Here is a 15467-nt window from a genome sequence, read left to right on the forward strand (position 1 = left end):
CGGGAGCACCCGGCGGAACACGACGCGATCAACGGCATCGAGCACCTGGACAAGGTGATCGATATCGACCAGTCGCCGATCGGCCGGACGCCGCGTTCCAACCCGGCGACCTACACCGGCGCCTTCACCCCGATCCGCGACTGGTTCTCCGGCCTGCCGGAGGCGAAGGCGCGGGGCTACGGTCCGGGCCGGTTCTCGTTCAACGTCAAGGGCGGGCGGTGCGAGGCGTGCCAGGGCGATGGCGTCCTGAAGATCGAAATGCACTTCCTGCCCGACGTCTACGTCACCTGCGACGTCTGCCACGGCAAGCGGTACAACCGCGAAACGCTGGAGATCCTGTACCGCGACAAGAGCATCGCCGACGTGCTCGACATGACCGTGGAAGAGGGCGCCGAGTTCTTCAAGGCCGTCCCGTCGATCCGCGACAAGATGCAGACGCTGGAGCGGGTCGGCCTCGGCTACATTCATGTCGGTCAGGCCGCCACGACTCTGTCCGGCGGCGAGGCCCAGCGCGTCAAGCTGGCGAAGGAGCTGAGCCGGCGTGCGACCGGGCGGACGCTGTATATCCTGGACGAGCCGACCACCGGCCTGCATTTCGAGGATGTCCGCAAGTTGCTGGAGGTGCTCCACGCGCTGGTCGATCAGGGCAATACCGTCGTCGTGATCGAGCATAACCTGGAAGTCATCAAGACAGCCGACTGGATCATCGATCTCGGGCCGGAAGGCGGCACCGGCGGCGGAGAGATCGTCGCCGAGGGACCGCCGGAGCGCGTGGTCGAGGAGCCGAGAAGCTACACCGGCCGCTATCTGGCGCCCTACCTGCCGGCGGCGGTCGCGGCGCCCAAGCGGAAGACGCGCAAGTCAGCGTGATGCGGCCTTGGTTTCCAGGGCCGCCATCCAGTCCTCCACCCGCTTCCGGTTGACGCCCAGGTCGGAATAGCCGAAGCGGGAACGGCTGTAGACGGCGATGGTCGAGCCTTCGCCATTTCCGCCGGGAGCGGGCTGGATCGACACGTCGATATAGTCTGGGAACCGCAGAAGCGCCGTGCGCTGGACCAGGGTCAGGTGCAGGCCGTCGGCCGACCGGCTCAGCAGTTTCGTACGTGGCGCTTCGGCAACGACGGCAAGGAAGGCGTCGCGCAGGCGGTCGGGCGGTACGGAGAAGACGGAGCTTTCCGCATCTGGCTCGGCGCGCGGCGTCAGTCCACCGGGGGCGACGAGGTACTGGTTGGGTGACGCTTTCCGTTCAAGGCTGGCGAAGTCGACCGGTACGCCGTACTCGCCCGTCGCCGCGTCGGCCCAGGGGCCGAGCTGCCAGCCGTACCAGCCTGCGGCAGCCAGCAGGACCAATGCCAAAACGGCGGTTGCGAGGCGTTTTACCATAGGGTAACTCCGGTCTTGAAAGCCGCGCGTCCGTACGCGGATCGGGCAGGCACCTTGATCGGGAAGCACCGCCTTCCGCAAGCGCTCTTTGATGGGTGCTGCCTCTATCGCGCCTTGCCTTTCCGCGCCGAATGGCCCATCTGCACGGTCTGATTTTCCGAAGGCAAATGTTCCCATGAGCACATCACCCCTGCCCATCCATGTCATCGGCGGCGGTCTCGCCGGCAGCGAAGCAGCCTGGCAGATCGCCTCGGCCGGCGTGCCGGTCGTCCTGCACGAGATGCGGCCCGTCCGCAAGACGGAGGCGCACCAGACCGAAGGTCTGGCAGAGATGGTTTGCTCGAACTCCTTCCGCTCCGACGACGCCGAGTACAATGCGGTAGGATTGCTGCACGAGGAGATGCGCCGCTGCGACAGCCTGATCCTGCGCTGCGCCGATGCCCACAAGGTACCGGCGGGAGGCGCGCTGGCGGTGGACCGCGATGCGTTTTCCGCTGCGGTTTCCGATACCATCGCCCGGCACCCCCTGATTACCCTGGTGCGGGAGGAAGTCGCGGGACTTCCGCCGGAGGACTGGGACAGCGTCATCGTCGCGACCGGTCCGCTGACGTCGCCGGCGCTGGCCGAAGCGGTACGGGAATTGACGGGTGAGGAAAGCCTCGCCTTCTTCGATGCGATCGCGCCGATCGTCTATACGGAAAGCATCGACCTGTCCAAGGCGTGGTTTCAGTCGCGCTACGACAAGCCGGGTCCGGGCGGTACAGGCAAGGACTACATCAACTGCGCGATGGACAGGGACCAGTACACCGCGTTCATCCAGGCGCTGATCGACGCGCCCAAGACCGACTTCAAGGAGTGGGAGAAGAACACCCCCTATTTCGAAGGCTGCCTGCCGATCGAGGTCATGGCGTCGCGCGGCATCGACACCTTGCGGTACGGCCCGATGAAGCCGGTCGGCTTGACCAACCCGCATACCGGCGCGCGTTCGCACGCCATCGTCCAGTTGCGCCAGGACAATGCCCTGGGCACGCTCTACAATCTGGTCGGCTTCCAGACCAAGATGAAGTACGCGGACCAGACCCGGGTGTTCCGCATGATCCCCGGCCTGGAGAACGCCGAGTTCGCCAGGCTCGGCGGCATGCACCGCAATACCTTCCTGAACAGCCCGAAGCTGCTGGACAATGAGTTGCGCCTGAAGGCGATGCCGCGCCTGCGCTTCGCCGGTCAGGTGACCGGCGTGGAGGGCTACGTGGAATCCGCAGCCATCGGCCTGCTGACGGGCCGGTTCGCGGCGGCCGAGCGGGTGGGGCAGCCATCCGTCAGCCCTCCCCCGACTACGGCGCTCGGCGCGCTGCTGAACCACATCACCGGCGGGGCGGAGGCCGAGACCTTCCAGCCGATGAACGTCAATTTCGGCCTGTTCCCCGACCTGGACGGCAAGATCAAGGGCCGCGACCGCAAGTTGGCCTATACGCGGCGGGCGCTGGCCGATCTCGACGGCTGGCTGGGCAGGCAGTCGCAAGCCGCCTGACAGCCCGTCGTTCAGTACCGCCCTGTCATCGCCCGCAGTCCCAGCCGGACCTGCCTGAACGGGTTGGGCATCAACACCTTTGGCGCGAACACGTCGTTTCCCTGTTTCGCGATCACGCCCAGATAGGTGTCGGCGATGGAGGCGATCAGCAGGGCAGGATTGGCGGCGCGCGGCACGTCGCGGCGCAAGGCCCGCGCTTCGCGCAGGTGGCCCCTCGCCAGATCGGCGACTTCGCCGACGACGGCCTTCAGGCCCTCCGGCGGCTTCAGGTCGAACAGACGGCCCTCGGCGACGTCGTGCCGCGCCAGCGAGTCCTTCGGCATGTAGAGCCGGTGGCTGCGCGCGTGGAACGGGATCGCCCGCAGCAGACCCGTCAAAGCCCAAGCGATGCCGACGTGACGCGCAGCCTCATTGGCGGCGGCGTTGCCGGAAACGCCCAGGATCTCCAGCGCCAGAAGCACCAGCGGGACACCGGTGACCTCCGCGTAGCTGATAAGGCAGGTCGCGTCGGCCGGCGGCTCGTCGGTCAGATCCGCCTCGCGCGCGTCGATCAGTTTTTCGAAGTGACCGCGCGTCAGGCCGAACTCCCGGATCGCCTGCGCCAGGGGCAGCAGGACCTCGTGGCGGCGGGGCGTTCCGTCATAGGCTTCGCCTATCGCGTCGTGCCACCATTGCAGCCGGATCTGGCCAAGGACCGGTTCGGTCACCACTTCCCTGGTCTTGGCGATTTCCAGGTTGAAGGCGTAAAGCGCGAACAACGCCTCGCGCCGGTCGGCTGGAGCGAACAGCGCCGTGAGGAATCGGTCTTTGTCGTATTTTCGGACTTCCTGCCCGCAGTAGGACAGGGCCGCTTCGGAGTTAGCCATGAAATTTCGGGGGACGCCGCATAGTGACGAGAGAAACCAGTGCCAACATGCTCTATAGTGGACCTCTGGCGCCATGACATATTGGCCTCGCGTGGCTGATCGGCCAGACCTTTAAGCCTGACCTCGCTTTTCGCGGAAACCAATGGCCGAGTTCAACATCGCACCGCCCGACACAGGCAACGCCGAGCCCGCCGCACGGAAGGACTCCAGCGGCGAGAACTTCCCGGTAGCGTCCCGGCTGCTTCCGAAACGGCTGCGTCCGCACGTGATGGCGTACTACAAGTTCGTTCGCCTCGCCGACGACATCGCGGACGACCCCGATCTGGAACCGGAACTGAAGCTCAGCCATCTCGACGCGCTGGAGCGCGCCCTGATGAAGGGCGAAGCCCATAGCGCCTACCTTCAGCCGGCGCTCGACCTCCACGCCAGCCTGCGGCTGACCGGCCTGCCCGATACCCACGCACGGCAGGTCCTCCAGGCCTTCCGGCGCGACGCCAAGAACACGCCGTGCCGGACCTGGAGCGACCTGATGCTCTATTGCCGCTATTCGGCGGCGCCGGTGGGTCGCTACCTGCTGGCGCTCCACGGCGAGGGGCACAAGGCGGTCGGGCCTTCGGACGCGCTGTGCGCGGCGCTCCAGATCCTCAACCACCTCCAGGATTGCCGCGACGACTGGGTGGATCTGGGCCGCTGCTATATCCCGCGCATCTGGTTCGAACAGTCGAAGGTCAGCGTGGAACGGCTGGTCGAGCGAAGCTCCAACGAACAGTTGCGCGCCATCCTGGACCGCACGCTGGATCAGGTCGATGCGCTGCTCGAACGTGCGGCGCCGCTGCCGAGCATGGTCAGGCACAAGGGGCTGCGGCTGGAATCGGCGGTGATCCTCAGCCTCGCCCGCTCGCTCTCGCGGAAATTGCGGCGGCAGGACCCTCTGGCACGCCGGGTCCGCCTGTCGCCGACGGCGCGCGTCATGGCTACCGTCCAGGGCATCGCAGCGGGACTCAGCATAAGATGACTTCCGCGCCTGCCGCCTCCGCCGCCGGTCCCGGTGAAATCACCGGCCGGTCCGGAAGCACCTTCTTCTGGCCTATGCTGCTGCTGCCCAAGCCGAAGCGTACCGCCATGTTCGCCATCTACGCCTTCTGCCGGCAGGTCGACGATATCGTGGACGAACCGGGCACGATCGAGGAAAAGCGCACCGCCCTCGCGGGCTGGCGCGAACAGATCAGGTCGCTCTATATGGGCGGCGCTCCATCCACCCCGGTCGCCGTCGGGCTGGCCGACGCGATCGCCCGCTACCACCTGCCGCGGGCCGAGCTGGAAGCCGTGATCGACGGCATGGCGATGGACCTCGGCACACCCTTGCGGGCGCCGCCGCTGGACACCTTCAAGGTCTATTGCCGGCGCGTGGCCGGCGCCGTCGGGCTGCTGGCCATCCGGGTGTTCGACCGTGCCGACGACGAGACGGAGGCACTGGCCCTGGCGCTGGGCGATGCCCTGCAGATGACCAACATCCTGCGCGACCTGGAGGAAGACGCCCAGCTTGGCCGGCTTTACTTGCCGCGGGAACTGCTGGTGCGGGCCGGCATCGTCGCCAGCGATCCCGCCGAGGTGCTTCGCCACCCTGCCCTGCCCAAGGTCTGCGATGCCCTAGCCGATATGGCCGAGGCCCGCTTTGCGGATGCGGAACGCCTGCTGGCGCGCTGGCCGCGCCGCCGGCTTTGGACCGCCCGAGCGATGATGCTGCTGTACCGCCGCACCTTGAAGCACCTGCGTGCACGCGGATGGGCGGACCTCGGCAGGCGTCCGCGCCTGCCCAAATCCGAAAAGGCTTGGGTGACCCTGCGCTGCCTTGTCGGACGTCCTCCGCAGAGTTGAGTGCCGCAATGACAACGGTTCATATCGTCGGCGCCGGCATGGCCGGTTTGGCCGCAGCCGTCCGTCTGGCGGCTGCCGGCCGCCGGGTCGTGGTTTACGAGTCCGCGGGGCAGGCCGGCGGCCGCTGCCGGTCGCTCCATGACGCCGTTCTGGACCGCCCGATCGACAACGGCAATCACCTGCTGCTGGGCGGCAACACCGGCGTATTCGGTCTGCTCGACCGGATCGGTGCCAGGGACAGGCTGATCGGAGCCGACCCGGTCGCCTTCCCCTTCATGGATCTTTCGACCGGCGAAAGCTGGACCCTGCGGCCAAACCTCGGCCCCGTCCCGTGGTGGATGCTGGTGCCGTCGCGGCGGGTACCCGGTACCGGCTGGCGCGATTATCTCGGGCTGCTGAAACTGCTGCGGACACGTCCCGATGACACGGTAGCGGAGTGCCTGGACACCCGGTCCGTGCTCTACAAGCGCCTGTGGGAGCCGCTGGCGGTCGCGGCTCTCAACATCGACCCTGCCCTCGGCTCCGCCCGGCTGATGGGCGCGGTCGTCGCGGAGACCTTCATGAAGGGCGGCGCCGCCTGCCGGCCTTTCATCGCGGCGCGCGGCCTGTCCGATACTTTCGTCGATCCGTCAGTCCGCTTCGTGGAGGAGAACGGCGGAACGGTCCGACTGAAGGCGCGCCTGCGGGAATTGCGGGTTCAGAACGCCCGCGTCACGGCACTGGAATTCGCCGGAGAGAGGGTGGAAATCGGACATGATGACGACGTGGTGCTGGCCCTGCCCCCGGCGGCCGCTTCCGAACTGCTTCCCGGCCTTCCCGTCCCCGGCGGCAGCACGGCGATCCTCAATGCCCATTACCGTCTGGACCGCCCCGCAGTACTCCCCGGTGGCCAGATGTTCCTGGGGCTCGTCGGCGGAACGGCCGAGTGGCTGTTCGCCCGCGACGACGTAATTTCGGTGACCGTCAGCGCTGCCGACCGGCTGATCGACCGGACCGCCGACGATCTGGCCGATCTGATCTGGCGCGACGTGGCACGGGCCTGCGCCCTGCCTGGTCCCATGCCGGCCGCCCGGATCATCAAGGAGAAACGCGCCACCTTCCGCCAGACTCCAGCCGAATCGGCGAAGCGCCCGGAGACGCGGACGGCGCTCGGGAACCTCCATCTGGCGGGCGATTGGACGGCAACCGGCCTCCCCGCCACGATCGAAGGTGCGATTAGATCAGGAAACAAGGCGGCGGATTTGCTGTTATTATCAGGATCGGCCGAAACGCTGAGCCGGGATGAGATGCGGGCTTCACAACGAAGCTCGCTCGACATATCTCAACAGGCGTAGCCTCACGCCAGATCGTCGCGCGTTCTCTGCCGCGGCGTCTGTACCGATAACAAAAGCGAGGAACCGATGGCCTTCGAACTTCCCCCCCTGCCGTATGCGTACGATGCTCTCAATCCGTACATGTCCGAGCAGACGTTGCAGTTCCACCACGACAAGCACCATCAGGCCTATGTGACGGCCCTGAACAACCTGACCAAGGACACGCCGCTGGCGGACAAGTCGCTTGAGGAGATCGTCAAGGCCACCTACGGCGACGCCTCCAAGCAGACCATCTTCAACAACGCCGGCCAGCACTGGAACCATATCCTGTTCTGGCAGGTCATGCGCAAGAATGGCGGCGGGGCCATCCCGGGCGAACTGGAAGCCAAGATCAAGGAAGATCTCGGCGGCGTCGATCAGTTCAAGGAGGCCTTCACCCAGGCCGGCATCACGCAATTCGGCAGCGGCTGGGCGTGGCTGGTGGTCGATGGCGGCAAGCTGAAGGTCACCAAGACCCCCAACGGCGAGAACCCGCTCGTCCACGGCCAGACCCCGATCCTGGGCTGCGACGTGTGGGAGCACTCCTACTACCTGGACTACCAGAACCGCCGTCCGGACTACCTGAAGGCGTTCCTGGAGAACATGGTGAACTGGGAATACGTGGCCGAGCTGTACAGCAAGGCTTCTTGACCTATCTTCCGGTCACGGAAAAGGGGTCCTTCGGGACCCCTTTTTTATTTGTGCGTCTTGAGGAGAAACGATCCTCAGACGGGGAGCAGCGCCGCGGCGACGCGGCGCTCTTCCGACAGCAGGACGTTGTAGGTCCGGCATGCGGCGCCGGTTTCCATCACGTCGACCACGATGCCGGCCTCCCGCAGCTCACGGCGGAGTTTCGAGGGCAGCAGTCCCATCTTGGGGCCGGAGCCGAGCAGCAGGATCTCCACCGCCGGTTCGGCGGCGCGGACGAAATCGAAGCTCTGGAGCGTCAGTTCCGTGAAGGTAGTGGCCTTCCACGACTGCGTCCGGTCGGGGAATACCAGGAGCGGGCCTTCGTACAAAGTCCCGCTGACCCGGAAGATACCTGGGCCGTAGGAGTCGATCACCTGCCGGTCGGCGGGGATCAGCGGCGTTACGTCCATGATAGCCTTCGAATTCGATCAGAGCTGGCAGGAACGTCCGGACGACCGGTCGTCCCTGCCCGACTGTCATTACTTACGGCCGAACATCTTGCCAATGCCGCGCGAGGGCGCTGCGGCATTGTCCTGCGCCGGATCGACCACGGCATCGGCTGCCGGAGCATCCTTGTCGTCCGCCGTCGTCACCGTCCGGCCGCCCTTGGCGGGCTCGGTCTTCGCCAGCACCAGGTTGATGGTGGAACGGAGCACGCGGACGCGGACGCCTTCGGCGATTTCGACCACAAGTTCGTCATCGGCGCCGACCTTGGTGATCGTGCCGATGATGCCGCCACCGGTGACGACGCGGTCACCACGGCGCAATGCCTCGAGCATACCCTTGTGTTCTTTGAGCTTCTTTTGCTGCGGACGGATCAGCAGGAAATAGAAGACGACGAAGATCAGGACAAGCGGCAGAAACGACATAAGACCTGCCGCTCCCCCCGCACCGTCCGCGGCCTGCGCGTAGGCCGTTGATACGAACATCCGGTGCTCCTCTCACTTTGTTCTTAGCGGACCGCGGGACTATAACGGCCCGCGCCGGTGTTGCAATCGAAACCGGCACAAACGAACGGATGGCCGGTGGTCCGCCGGAGCCCTACGCCCATCTTGTGCTGCGCCCGAGCTATGCTAGGGTCTACGGCCCGTGCGGCCCGATCTCGCTGATGACCGGGTTCCGCTTCTACCGCATATGTAGTCAGGTTCCCGGTCCGTGCAAACAGCTTCCGACAATACCGATCAATCTCTCCCCATCCTGCTCGCCAGAATCGCCGATGCGCTCGACCGTCTGGCGCCGCCGCCGGCTCCGGTTCCGGACTTCGAAGCGGCCGACGCCTTCACCTGGCATGCCGAGGGAAGCCGCCTGATTCCGGTGCCGAACGTCAACAGGGTCGACTTGCCGCTGCTTCAGGGCGTGATCCAGCAGCGCGACACCCTGCTGGAGAATACCCGGCGGTTCGCCGAGGGTCTGCCGGCGAACAACGCCCTGCTGTGGGGCGCCCGCGGCATGGGCAAGAGTTCGCTGGTCAAGGCGATCCATGCCGAGGTTGCGGCGAAGCTGCCCGGCGTGCTGGTGCTGGTCGAGATCCACCGCGAAGACATTCCGTCGTTGCCGGAGCTGCTGAACCTGCTGCGCACGACCAAGCGCCGCTTCGTCCTGTTCTGCGACGACCTGTCGTTCGACAACGACGATGCCGCCTATAAGTCGCTGAAGGCGGTGCTGGACGGCGGGATCGAGGGACGTCCGGACAACGTGGTCTTCTACGCCACGTCGAACCGGCGGCACCTGATGTCCCGCGACATGATCGAGAACGAGCGCTCGACCGCGATCAATCCCCACGAGTCGGTCGAGGAGAAGGTGTCGCTGTCCGACCGCTTCGGCCTATGGCTTGGGTTCCACAACTGCGACCAGCAGACTTTCTTCGCGATGATCGAGGGCTATGCCGCCCGCTTCGGCCTCGATATCCCGCAGGCGCAGTTGAGAGCCGAAGCGATCGAATGGTCGATGACGCGCGGCAGCCGGTCGGGCCGCGTCGCGTGGCAGTTCATCCAGGACTTGGCCGGCCGTCTTGGAAAGCGTCTCGACTGACGCGTTTCTCCGATCCGAGGTGATCGCGCGGATCGATCGCGCGATTGCCCCGGCGGACCTCGAAATGGAGCTGAGGCGAGGAAACGTTGCCGGTGCTGCCGACCGTGCCGATCTTCTGCCCGCGCGAAACCTTGGCGCCGCGCTCCACCAGCATGTCGTCCAGATGGGCATAGGCCGTCATCCAGCCGTCGGCGTGGCGGATCAGGAGTAGATTGCCGAAGCCGCGCAACTCGTTGCCCGCATAGGCCACGACACCGTTATCGGCCGCCACGACGGATGCACCGCGCGAGGCGCTGATGTTGATGCCGTCGTTGTGCAGCCCGCCGGGCTTCGGGCCGTAATCCGACAGGATCGCCCCGCGAACCGGCCACAGAAAACGGCTGCCGCCGCGCGGCTCAGGTGCCTCGATCGCGGGAGGCTTCGCGGCAGCCACTTCCGCCGAAGCAGGCGGAGGGGGAGTGGGTACGGGAACCGGTGTTGCCGCGGGAGCCGGTTCAGCTTGTGGCGCCTGCGCGGCCGGGGCCGGACGCGGCGGAACCTTCGGAATGGGATGCGGAACCGGCGGGGTGCTGGCCGGAGGTTGCGGCAGTGCAGCCACTTGGCTGCTGGCCGGTGGACTGACGGCCGGCGGAACGGATGGCTGCGGCGCACGTGCGGCTTCGACCGGTGCGGCGAATGGAACCGGCGCCGGCTCATAGACCGGGGCCGGTGTGGGCGGCGCTCCGGACTGAGCCATGCCGAAGCCGCGCCGGGGCTGGTAAGCCGGAAGCGACGGGTCCTGCTGGGCCGCTGCCGGAGCGCCGCTCTGCGGTGCAGCAGCCTGTGGCGACGGCGGCTGCACCGCTTCGGGCAAGGCTTCGGCAGTCACCACTGGTCTCGCGGCGGCCGTCCGGGCCGGCAAACCCGCCCTGGAGTTCTCGGCCAGTTGCGTATCCGGCAAGTTCGCGCCGGGAAGCTGAAGCTGCTGGCCGACCCGGATCGCATAGGGCTCCTGAAGCCCGTTGGCGCGGGCCAGTTCGCTCATACCGACCTGATGCATCCGCGAGATGCCGTACATCGTGTCGCCACGCTGCACCGTGTAGAACCGCGCGGTCGGAAGCTTGAGACGCTGCCCGACCGTCAGCCCGTAAGGCGGCGCCAGCCGGTTCAGCTCGATCACCTCGCGCATTGGGACGTTGTAGCGCTTTGCCAGTTCATAGACGGTATCGCCGCGCCCGACGGTGATCATGCCCGGAGCCGACGGGGTTGGCTGCTCGGTGTAGACGGAAACCGGAGCCGGCGCGTTGGTGCGGGTGCACGACGTCACCGCCGCAACTGCCAGTACCAGCAGCGCGCACCGGCCGACTGTGGCCGTGGATTTCATAATGAGCGCGCCCGAGCTACCGGAACCACGACAGGCTCGGGTAGCAGAGGAACGAATCGGACGGGCCACAGTTCTTCCCTTTCCAGACCGGTTTCGGTACGGCGTATTCGATAAACACGCTGATCTCGCCGGTCATTCCCCAGGGGAGCGACCATGACTCCTCCCAGGGCGAGCTGGTCGGTCAAGGTCTTCGGGATGTCGCCGTCAGCCGCGGCCGTGACCAGGATGCGGTCGAAGGGCGCTTGCTCGGGCCACCCCTTGGTGCCATCCCCTGCCCGCGTCGTGATGTTGTGGAAGCCGAGCTGGGCGAAGCGGCCCTCGGCCTCGTGCAGCAGCGCACGGTGGCGCTCGATCGTATAGACGCGGCGGACCAGCCTGGACAGTACGGCCGCCTGATATCCGGACCCTGTGCCGATCTCCAGCACCTTCTGGCGGTCGTGAAGTCCGAGCGCCTGGGTCATCATCGCAACCACCAGCGGCTGGCTGATCGTCTGGCCGGAGCCGATCGGCAACGCCATGTCCTCGTAAGCCTGGTCGAGGAAAGAGCGCGGGACGAAAAGTTCGCGCGGAAGCCGCTCGATCACGGCCAGCACGGCCGTATCGGTCACTCCGGACCGCCGGAGCTGCATGATGAGGCGGATCTTGCGCGCGTCGATGGTCAAGCGAACACCGTCCGCAAGGTCTCCAGCGTCGGGGTATGGGTCAGATCGAGGAACAGCGGGGTCACGGCGATCCCCTTTTCCAGCACCACGCCGATATCGGTATCCGGCAGGGTGTCGGCCTCGCCCCGCAGGGTGCCGATCCAGAAATAGGACCGGCCGCGCGGATCGGTGCGCTCGATCAGGTCGTCGCCGACCTTGCGCTGGCCGTGGCGGACGACGTGGATGCCCTGTGCCTGATCGGGCTCGACGCTGGGAAAGTTGACGTTCATCAGGACGTTGCGCGGCCAGCCGACGGAAACCGCCTTGCGAACGACTTCCGGCCCCCAGTGCAGCGCCGTCTGCCACAGGGCCGGCTGGGCGGGATCGAGATGCTGGCTCATCGCGATGGCTGGAACGCCGAGCAGGGTCGCTTCCATCGCGGCGGCGATCGTGCCGGAGTAAGTCACGTCCTCGCCCAGGTTGCTGCCATGGTTGACGCCGGAAAGCACCAGGTCGGGCTTGCGGTCCTTCAGGATGTGGTTGATCGCGAGAAGCACGCAGTCGGTCGGGGTCCCGTCCACCGCGAACCGGCGCTCACCCATCTGCCGCATCCGCAACGGCCGATGAAGCGTCAGCGAATGGCTTGCCCCGGACTGTTCCGTCTCCGGCGCTACCACCCAGACATCGTCGGACAATGTCCGGGCGATCTTCTCCAGCACTTCCAACCCTGGAGCGTGGATGCCATCGTCGTTCGACAGCAGGATTCGCGCCTTCGATACGTCCAGGGGAGCTTTAAGCATCCAGAGAAATCCTGTCGAGACCACCCATGTAAGGCCGCAGAGCCTCCGGCACGATTATGGACCCATCAGGTTGCTGAAAGTTTTCCATGATCGCGATCAGGCAGCGTCCGACGGCGACACCCGAGCCATTGAGCGTATGGACGAACTGTGTGTTCTTTTCGCCACGAGGCCGGCAACGGGCCTTCATGCGGCGGGCCTGGAAGTCGCCGCAGTTGGAGACGCTGGAAATCTCCCGGTACATGTTCTGCCCCGGCAGCCAGACTTCGATATCGTAGGTCTTGCGGGCCGAGAATCCCATGTCGCCGGTACACAGAACGATGGTCCGGAACGGCAGGCCGAGCCGCTTCAGCACCGTTTCGGCACATTCCGTCATGCGCTCGTGCTCGGCCTGGGACTGGTCCGGGCCGGTCACGCTGACCATCTCGACCTTCCAGAACTGGTGCTGGCGGATCATGCCGCGCGTATCCTTCCCCGCTGCCCCGGCTTCCGACCGGAAGCACGGCGTCAGCGCGGTCATTCGGAGCGGCAAGTCCTCGAGGTCGAGGATGCGGTCGGCGACGAGGTTGGTCAGCGGCACTTCCGCGGTCGGGATCAGCCAATGACCGGTATTGGTCCGGAACAGGTCTTCGGAGAACTTCGGCAATTGGCCGGTGCCGAAAGCCGCTTCATCGCGGACCAGCAACGGCGGGATGACTTCGGTGAAGCCGTGCTCGTCGATGTGCAGGTCGATCATGAATTGGCCGAGCGCGCGCTCCAGGCGGGCAAGCTTGCCGCGCAGCACCGTGAACCGGGCACCCGACAGCTTGGCGCCGGCGGTAAAGTCCATCATCCCCAGCTTTTCGCCGAGATCGAAATGCTCCAGCGCCTTGTCGACCCGGGGCGGTTGGCCGACGCGGCGAATTTCGACGTTCGCCGTTTCGTCCGGACCGTCGGGAACGTCCTCGGCAGGCAGGTTGGGCAGGCTGACGAGATAGCTGTCGAGCGTAGCACCCGATGCCCGCTCTTCCTCCTCGGTCTGCTGGAGGCTGTCTTTCAGCCCGGCGACTTCGGCCATCAGGGCGTCGGCGTCGCGCCCTTCGCGCTTGGCCTTGCCGATCTCCTTGGACGCCTCGTTCCGGCGGGCCTGGAGTTCCTGCAAGGTCGTCTGGGCGGCGCGGCGGCGGGTATCGAGTTCGAGGATTCCGCCCGCCATGGGCGATACCCCGCGCCTCGCCAGACCACGGTCGAAAGCGTCGGGGTTATCGCGAATCAGGCGTAAGTCGTGCATTGGGCCACTGGATCGGAGACGTTACGGGAAGTCGTTTATAAAGCTCCTCACGTCTCCGGTCCAGGGGAGCGGGACCGGCAGTTTCCGGCTGTGGTTATTCCGCCGCACCCTGTGACCGATCCGACCCGGCGCGGTCGGCAGCCTCCTGTGCCGCTTCGCGCTTGGCGCGCTGCTTTTCCATCACGCGGCCGATCTGGACCGAGATTTCGTAGAGCATGTAAAGCGGTATGGCGAGGCCGATCTGACTTATGACGTCGGGCGGAGTCATGATGGCCGCCGCGACCAGGATTCCGACGATCGCGTATTTGCGCTTGGCTGCCAGGTCGGCGGACGAGATGATCCCCGCGCGGATCAGCAGCGTCAGCAGCACCGGCAATTGGAAGGCTATGCCGAAGGCGAAGATCAGCGTCATGACCAGCGACAGATACTCGCCGACGCGGGCTTCGAATTGGATCGGCAACCCTTCGGGGCCAGGGGTCAACTGCTCGAAACTGAGGAAGAACTGCCACGCGAGCGGGAAGATCGCGTAGTAGACCAGGGCGCCGCCCAGGAAGAACAGGATCGGCGTCGCGATCAGGAACGGCAGGAAGGCGTTGCGTTCGTGCTTGTAAAGGCCGGGCGCCACGAACATCCAGAGCTGGGTCGCGATGATCGGGAACGACAGGAAGGTGCCGGCCCAGAACGCCACCTTGACGTAGGTGAAGAACGCTTCCGTCAGGCCCGTGTAGATCATCCTGCGGCCTTCGTTGCCGAGCAGGTTGGCAAGCGGGCGGACCAGGAAGGCGTAGATCTGCGGGCTGAAATAGTAACAGACCAGGAAAGCGGCGAAGATCGCCAGGATTGAGTACATCAGCCGGGTGCGCAACTCGATCAGGTGATCGAGCAGCGGCATCTTGCTGTCGTCGAGGCCGTCGTCGCTCACGATGGTAACGCCCGTTTGTCAGGTGATTCGGCCGGAGCAGGTGTATGCGCCTGTGCGGGTTCGGGAATCTTCAAGTCGGTGGCGGTCACGGGCAGCTGCGGCTCGGCTGCCGGAACGGGCAGCCTAGCGCCGTTCGATCCGGTCGCGGCGTGCAGGGCGGGAGCTTTGACGCCTTCATGGGCCAGCCGATCCGCCTCTTCCTCCGCGTCGCCATCCTTGGGCGGACCGTCGTCGCGCGGGCGGGAGGTAATGTTCGGGTCGAAGGCGTCGCGCAGCGATCCGGACGGGTCGATGGTCTTTTCGACCTCGCGGCCGATGTTGATGTTCCGCAATTCCGTCGCCTGCCGGCGTACATCTTCCAAGTCGGCCTCGCGGATCATCTCGTCCACGCTGTTCTGGAAGTCGCGAGTCAGCATGCGCGCTTTGCGAACCCAGATACCGATGGTCTTCAAAACCTTCGGCAGGTCCTTCGGCCCTATGACGATCAGCGCCACGACGACGATGACGGCAATTTCGGACCAGCCAATATCAAGCATTATGGGTCATCCAAGGACTGCGGTGGATGCCGCCTGGACTGTCCAGGCCGGTGATCTGCACGGCGCTGGCGGGGATCAGGTCTTCGCCGTCTCGTCCTTCTTCACGGTGGTCGTGTGGTCCACCGTCGGCGAACCTGTCGGAACGGGCTGCGTGGCAGCCGGCGATGCCGGCGGCGCGGTATGGGTCTGGACGACGCGCGGCGCCTC

General features: G+C 65.9%; 18 protein-coding genes. 8 read left to right on the forward strand and 10 right to left on the reverse strand.

Annotated features, from left to right (window positions below):
• Window positions 1-870: ATP-binding cassette domain-containing protein (locus AC5JJ6_RS18495; RefSeq protein ID WP_496043459.1), on the forward strand; the 870-nt coding region annotated here is incomplete at its 5' end.
• On the opposite strand, the gene AC5JJ6_RS18500 is transcribed toward AC5JJ6_RS18495, so the two are convergent.
• Window positions 862-1383, reverse strand: a complete 522-nt coding sequence (locus AC5JJ6_RS18500; RefSeq protein ID WP_496043460.1) for a DUF1499 domain-containing protein — start codon at window positions 1381-1383, stop codon at window positions 862-864. The genes AC5JJ6_RS18495 and AC5JJ6_RS18500 overlap by 9 nt on opposite strands.
• Window positions 1384-1558: 175 nt before the next feature.
• Here AC5JJ6_RS18500 and trmFO point away from each other — a divergent pair, with 175 nt between their 5' ends.
• A complete protein-coding gene (gene trmFO, locus AC5JJ6_RS18505; protein ID WP_496043461.1) occupies window positions 1559-2914 on the forward strand; it encodes a methylenetetrahydrofolate--tRNA-(uracil(54)-C(5))-methyltransferase (FADH(2)-oxidizing) TrmFO in 1356 nt (451 codons plus the stop codon).
• Between the two features lie 11 nt (window positions 2915-2925).
• Here trmFO and AC5JJ6_RS18510 read toward each other — a convergent pair whose 3' ends face one another.
• Entirely contained in the window at window positions 2926-3780 is an 855-nt protein-coding gene (locus AC5JJ6_RS18510) for a phytoene/squalene synthase family protein (RefSeq protein WP_496043462.1), read from the reverse strand.
• A gap of 142 nt (window positions 3781-3922) precedes the next feature.
• On the opposite strand from AC5JJ6_RS18510, the gene hpnC reads away from it, so the two are divergent.
• The 4 genes from hpnC (at window position 3923) to AC5JJ6_RS18530 (ending at window position 7661) form a co-directional block, all read left to right on the forward strand.
• A complete protein-coding gene (hpnC, locus tag AC5JJ6_RS18515) occupies window positions 3923-4795 on the forward strand; it encodes a squalene synthase HpnC (protein ID WP_496043463.1) in 873 nt (290 codons plus the stop codon).
• Window positions 4792-5658, forward strand: coding sequence for a presqualene diphosphate synthase HpnD (gene hpnD / locus AC5JJ6_RS18520; protein ID WP_496043464.1), 867 nt, complete (start codon window positions 4792-4794; stop codon window positions 5656-5658). The genes hpnC and hpnD overlap by 4 nt, the downstream gene beginning before the upstream one ends.
• A gap of 8 nt (window positions 5659-5666) precedes the next feature.
• Entirely contained in the window at window positions 5667-6992 is a 1326-nt protein-coding gene (hpnE, locus tag AC5JJ6_RS18525; RefSeq protein ID WP_496043465.1) for a hydroxysqualene dehydroxylase HpnE, read from the forward strand.
• A 66-nt stretch (window positions 6993-7058) separates the two neighbouring features.
• On the forward strand, window positions 7059-7661 hold the full coding sequence (locus AC5JJ6_RS18530; protein ID WP_496043466.1) for a superoxide dismutase: 603 nt from the start codon (window positions 7059-7061) through the stop codon (window positions 7659-7661).
• A 74-nt stretch (window positions 7662-7735) separates the two neighbouring features.
• Here the strand turns inward: AC5JJ6_RS18530 and AC5JJ6_RS18535 are convergent, their stop codons facing one another.
• Complete coding sequence (locus AC5JJ6_RS18535) at window positions 7736-8110, reverse strand: Mth938-like domain-containing protein (protein WP_496043467.1); 375 nt, start codon at window positions 8108-8110, stop codon at window positions 7736-7738.
• Window positions 8111-8179: 69 nt separating this feature from the next.
• Window positions 8180-8629 carry a preprotein translocase subunit YajC gene (gene yajC / locus AC5JJ6_RS18540; protein WP_496043468.1) on the reverse strand — a complete coding sequence of 150 codons (450 nt, stop codon included), beginning with the start codon at window positions 8627-8629 and terminating at the stop codon, window positions 8180-8182.
• Window positions 8630-8855: 226 nt separating this feature from the next.
• Between yajC and AC5JJ6_RS18545 the strand changes: the two genes are divergently transcribed.
• Window positions 8856-9731, forward strand: a complete 876-nt coding sequence (locus tag AC5JJ6_RS18545) for an ATP-binding protein (RefSeq protein WP_496043469.1) — start codon at window positions 8856-8858, stop codon at window positions 9729-9731.
• Here the strand turns inward: AC5JJ6_RS18545 and AC5JJ6_RS18550 are convergent.
• The 6 genes from AC5JJ6_RS18550 to tatB form a co-directional block, all read right to left on the reverse strand.
• Complete coding sequence (locus AC5JJ6_RS18550; RefSeq protein WP_496043470.1) at window positions 9688-11094, reverse strand: peptidoglycan DD-metalloendopeptidase family protein; 1407 nt, start codon at window positions 11092-11094, stop codon at window positions 9688-9690. The genes AC5JJ6_RS18545 and AC5JJ6_RS18550 overlap by 44 nt on opposite strands.
• Window positions 11091-11723, reverse strand: coding sequence for a protein-L-isoaspartate(D-aspartate) O-methyltransferase (locus AC5JJ6_RS18555; protein WP_373866616.1), 633 nt, complete (start codon window positions 11721-11723; stop codon window positions 11091-11093). Before AC5JJ6_RS18555 ends, AC5JJ6_RS18550 begins: the two co-directional genes overlap by 4 nt.
• Window positions 11724-11752: 29 nt before the next feature.
• On the reverse strand, window positions 11753-12535 hold the full coding sequence (gene surE, locus AC5JJ6_RS18560) for a 5'/3'-nucleotidase SurE (protein ID WP_044431238.1): 783 nt from the start codon (window positions 12533-12535) through the stop codon (window positions 11753-11755).
• Window positions 12528-13802 (reverse strand): serine--tRNA ligase, encoded by a 1275-nt coding sequence (gene serS, locus AC5JJ6_RS18565; protein WP_496043471.1) that lies wholly within the window; start codon window positions 13800-13802, stop codon window positions 12528-12530. Before serS ends, surE begins: the two co-directional genes overlap by 8 nt.
• Before the next feature lie 94 nt (window positions 13803-13896).
• Complete coding sequence (tatC, locus tag AC5JJ6_RS18570) at window positions 13897-14724, reverse strand: twin-arginine translocase subunit TatC (RefSeq protein ID WP_496043472.1); 828 nt, start codon at window positions 14722-14724, stop codon at window positions 13897-13899.
• A complete protein-coding gene (gene tatB, locus AC5JJ6_RS18575; protein ID WP_496043473.1) occupies window positions 14721-15260 on the reverse strand; it encodes a Sec-independent protein translocase protein TatB in 540 nt (179 codons plus the stop codon). The genes tatC and tatB overlap by 4 nt, the downstream gene beginning before the upstream one ends.
• Before the next feature lie 22 nt (window positions 15261-15282).
• Between tatB and AC5JJ6_RS18580 the strand changes: the two genes are divergently transcribed.
• A partial coding sequence (locus AC5JJ6_RS18580) for a hypothetical protein (protein ID WP_496043474.1) occupies window positions 15283-15467 on the forward strand: 185 nt, incomplete at its 3' end.

The organism is Skermanella sp. (genome assembly GCF_059503625.1).

Excerpts from the sequence above, each read along its gene's own strand:
- AC5JJ6_RS18555 (WP_373866616.1), bottom strand. The coding sequence starts at position 11,723 with ATGCAGCTCCGGCGGTCCGGAGTGACCGATACGGCCGTGCTGGCCGTG.
- AC5JJ6_RS18510 (WP_496043462.1), bottom strand. The coding sequence starts at position 3,780 with ATGGCTAACTCCGAAGCGGCCCTGTCCTACTGCGGGCAGGAAGTCCGA.
- hpnE (WP_496043465.1), top strand. The coding sequence starts at position 5,667 with ATGACAACGGTTCATATCGTCGGCGCCGGCATGGCCGGTTTGGCCGCA.
- tatB (WP_496043473.1), bottom strand. The coding sequence starts at position 15,260 with ATGCTTGATATTGGCTGGTCCGAAATTGCCGTCATCGTCGTCGTGGCG.
- AC5JJ6_RS18535 (WP_496043467.1), bottom strand. The coding sequence starts at position 8,110 with ATGGACGTAACGCCGCTGATCCCCGCCGACCGGCAGGTGATCGACTCC.
- hpnC (WP_496043463.1), top strand. The coding sequence starts at position 3,923 with ATGGCCGAGTTCAACATCGCACCGCCCGACACAGGCAACGCCGAGCCC.
- AC5JJ6_RS18550 (WP_496043470.1), bottom strand. The coding sequence starts at position 11,094 with ATGAAATCCACGGCCACAGTCGGCCGGTGCGCGCTGCTGGTACTGGCA.
- surE (WP_044431238.1), bottom strand. The coding sequence starts at position 12,535 with ATGCTTAAAGCTCCCCTGGACGTATCGAAGGCGCGAATCCTGCTGTCG.
- AC5JJ6_RS18530 (WP_496043466.1), top strand. The coding sequence starts at position 7,059 with ATGGCCTTCGAACTTCCCCCCCTGCCGTATGCGTACGATGCTCTCAAT.
- AC5JJ6_RS18500 (WP_496043460.1), bottom strand. The coding sequence starts at position 1,383 with ATGGTAAAACGCCTCGCAACCGCCGTTTTGGCATTGGTCCTGCTGGCT.
- yajC (WP_496043468.1), bottom strand. The coding sequence starts at position 8,629 with ATGTTCGTATCAACGGCCTACGCGCAGGCCGCGGACGGTGCGGGGGGA.
- trmFO (WP_496043461.1), top strand. The coding sequence starts at position 1,559 with ATGAGCACATCACCCCTGCCCATCCATGTCATCGGCGGCGGTCTCGCC.
- serS (WP_496043471.1), bottom strand. The coding sequence starts at position 13,802 with ATGCACGACTTACGCCTGATTCGCGATAACCCCGACGCTTTCGACCGT.
- hpnD (WP_496043464.1), top strand. The coding sequence starts at position 4,792 with ATGACTTCCGCGCCTGCCGCCTCCGCCGCCGGTCCCGGTGAAATCACC.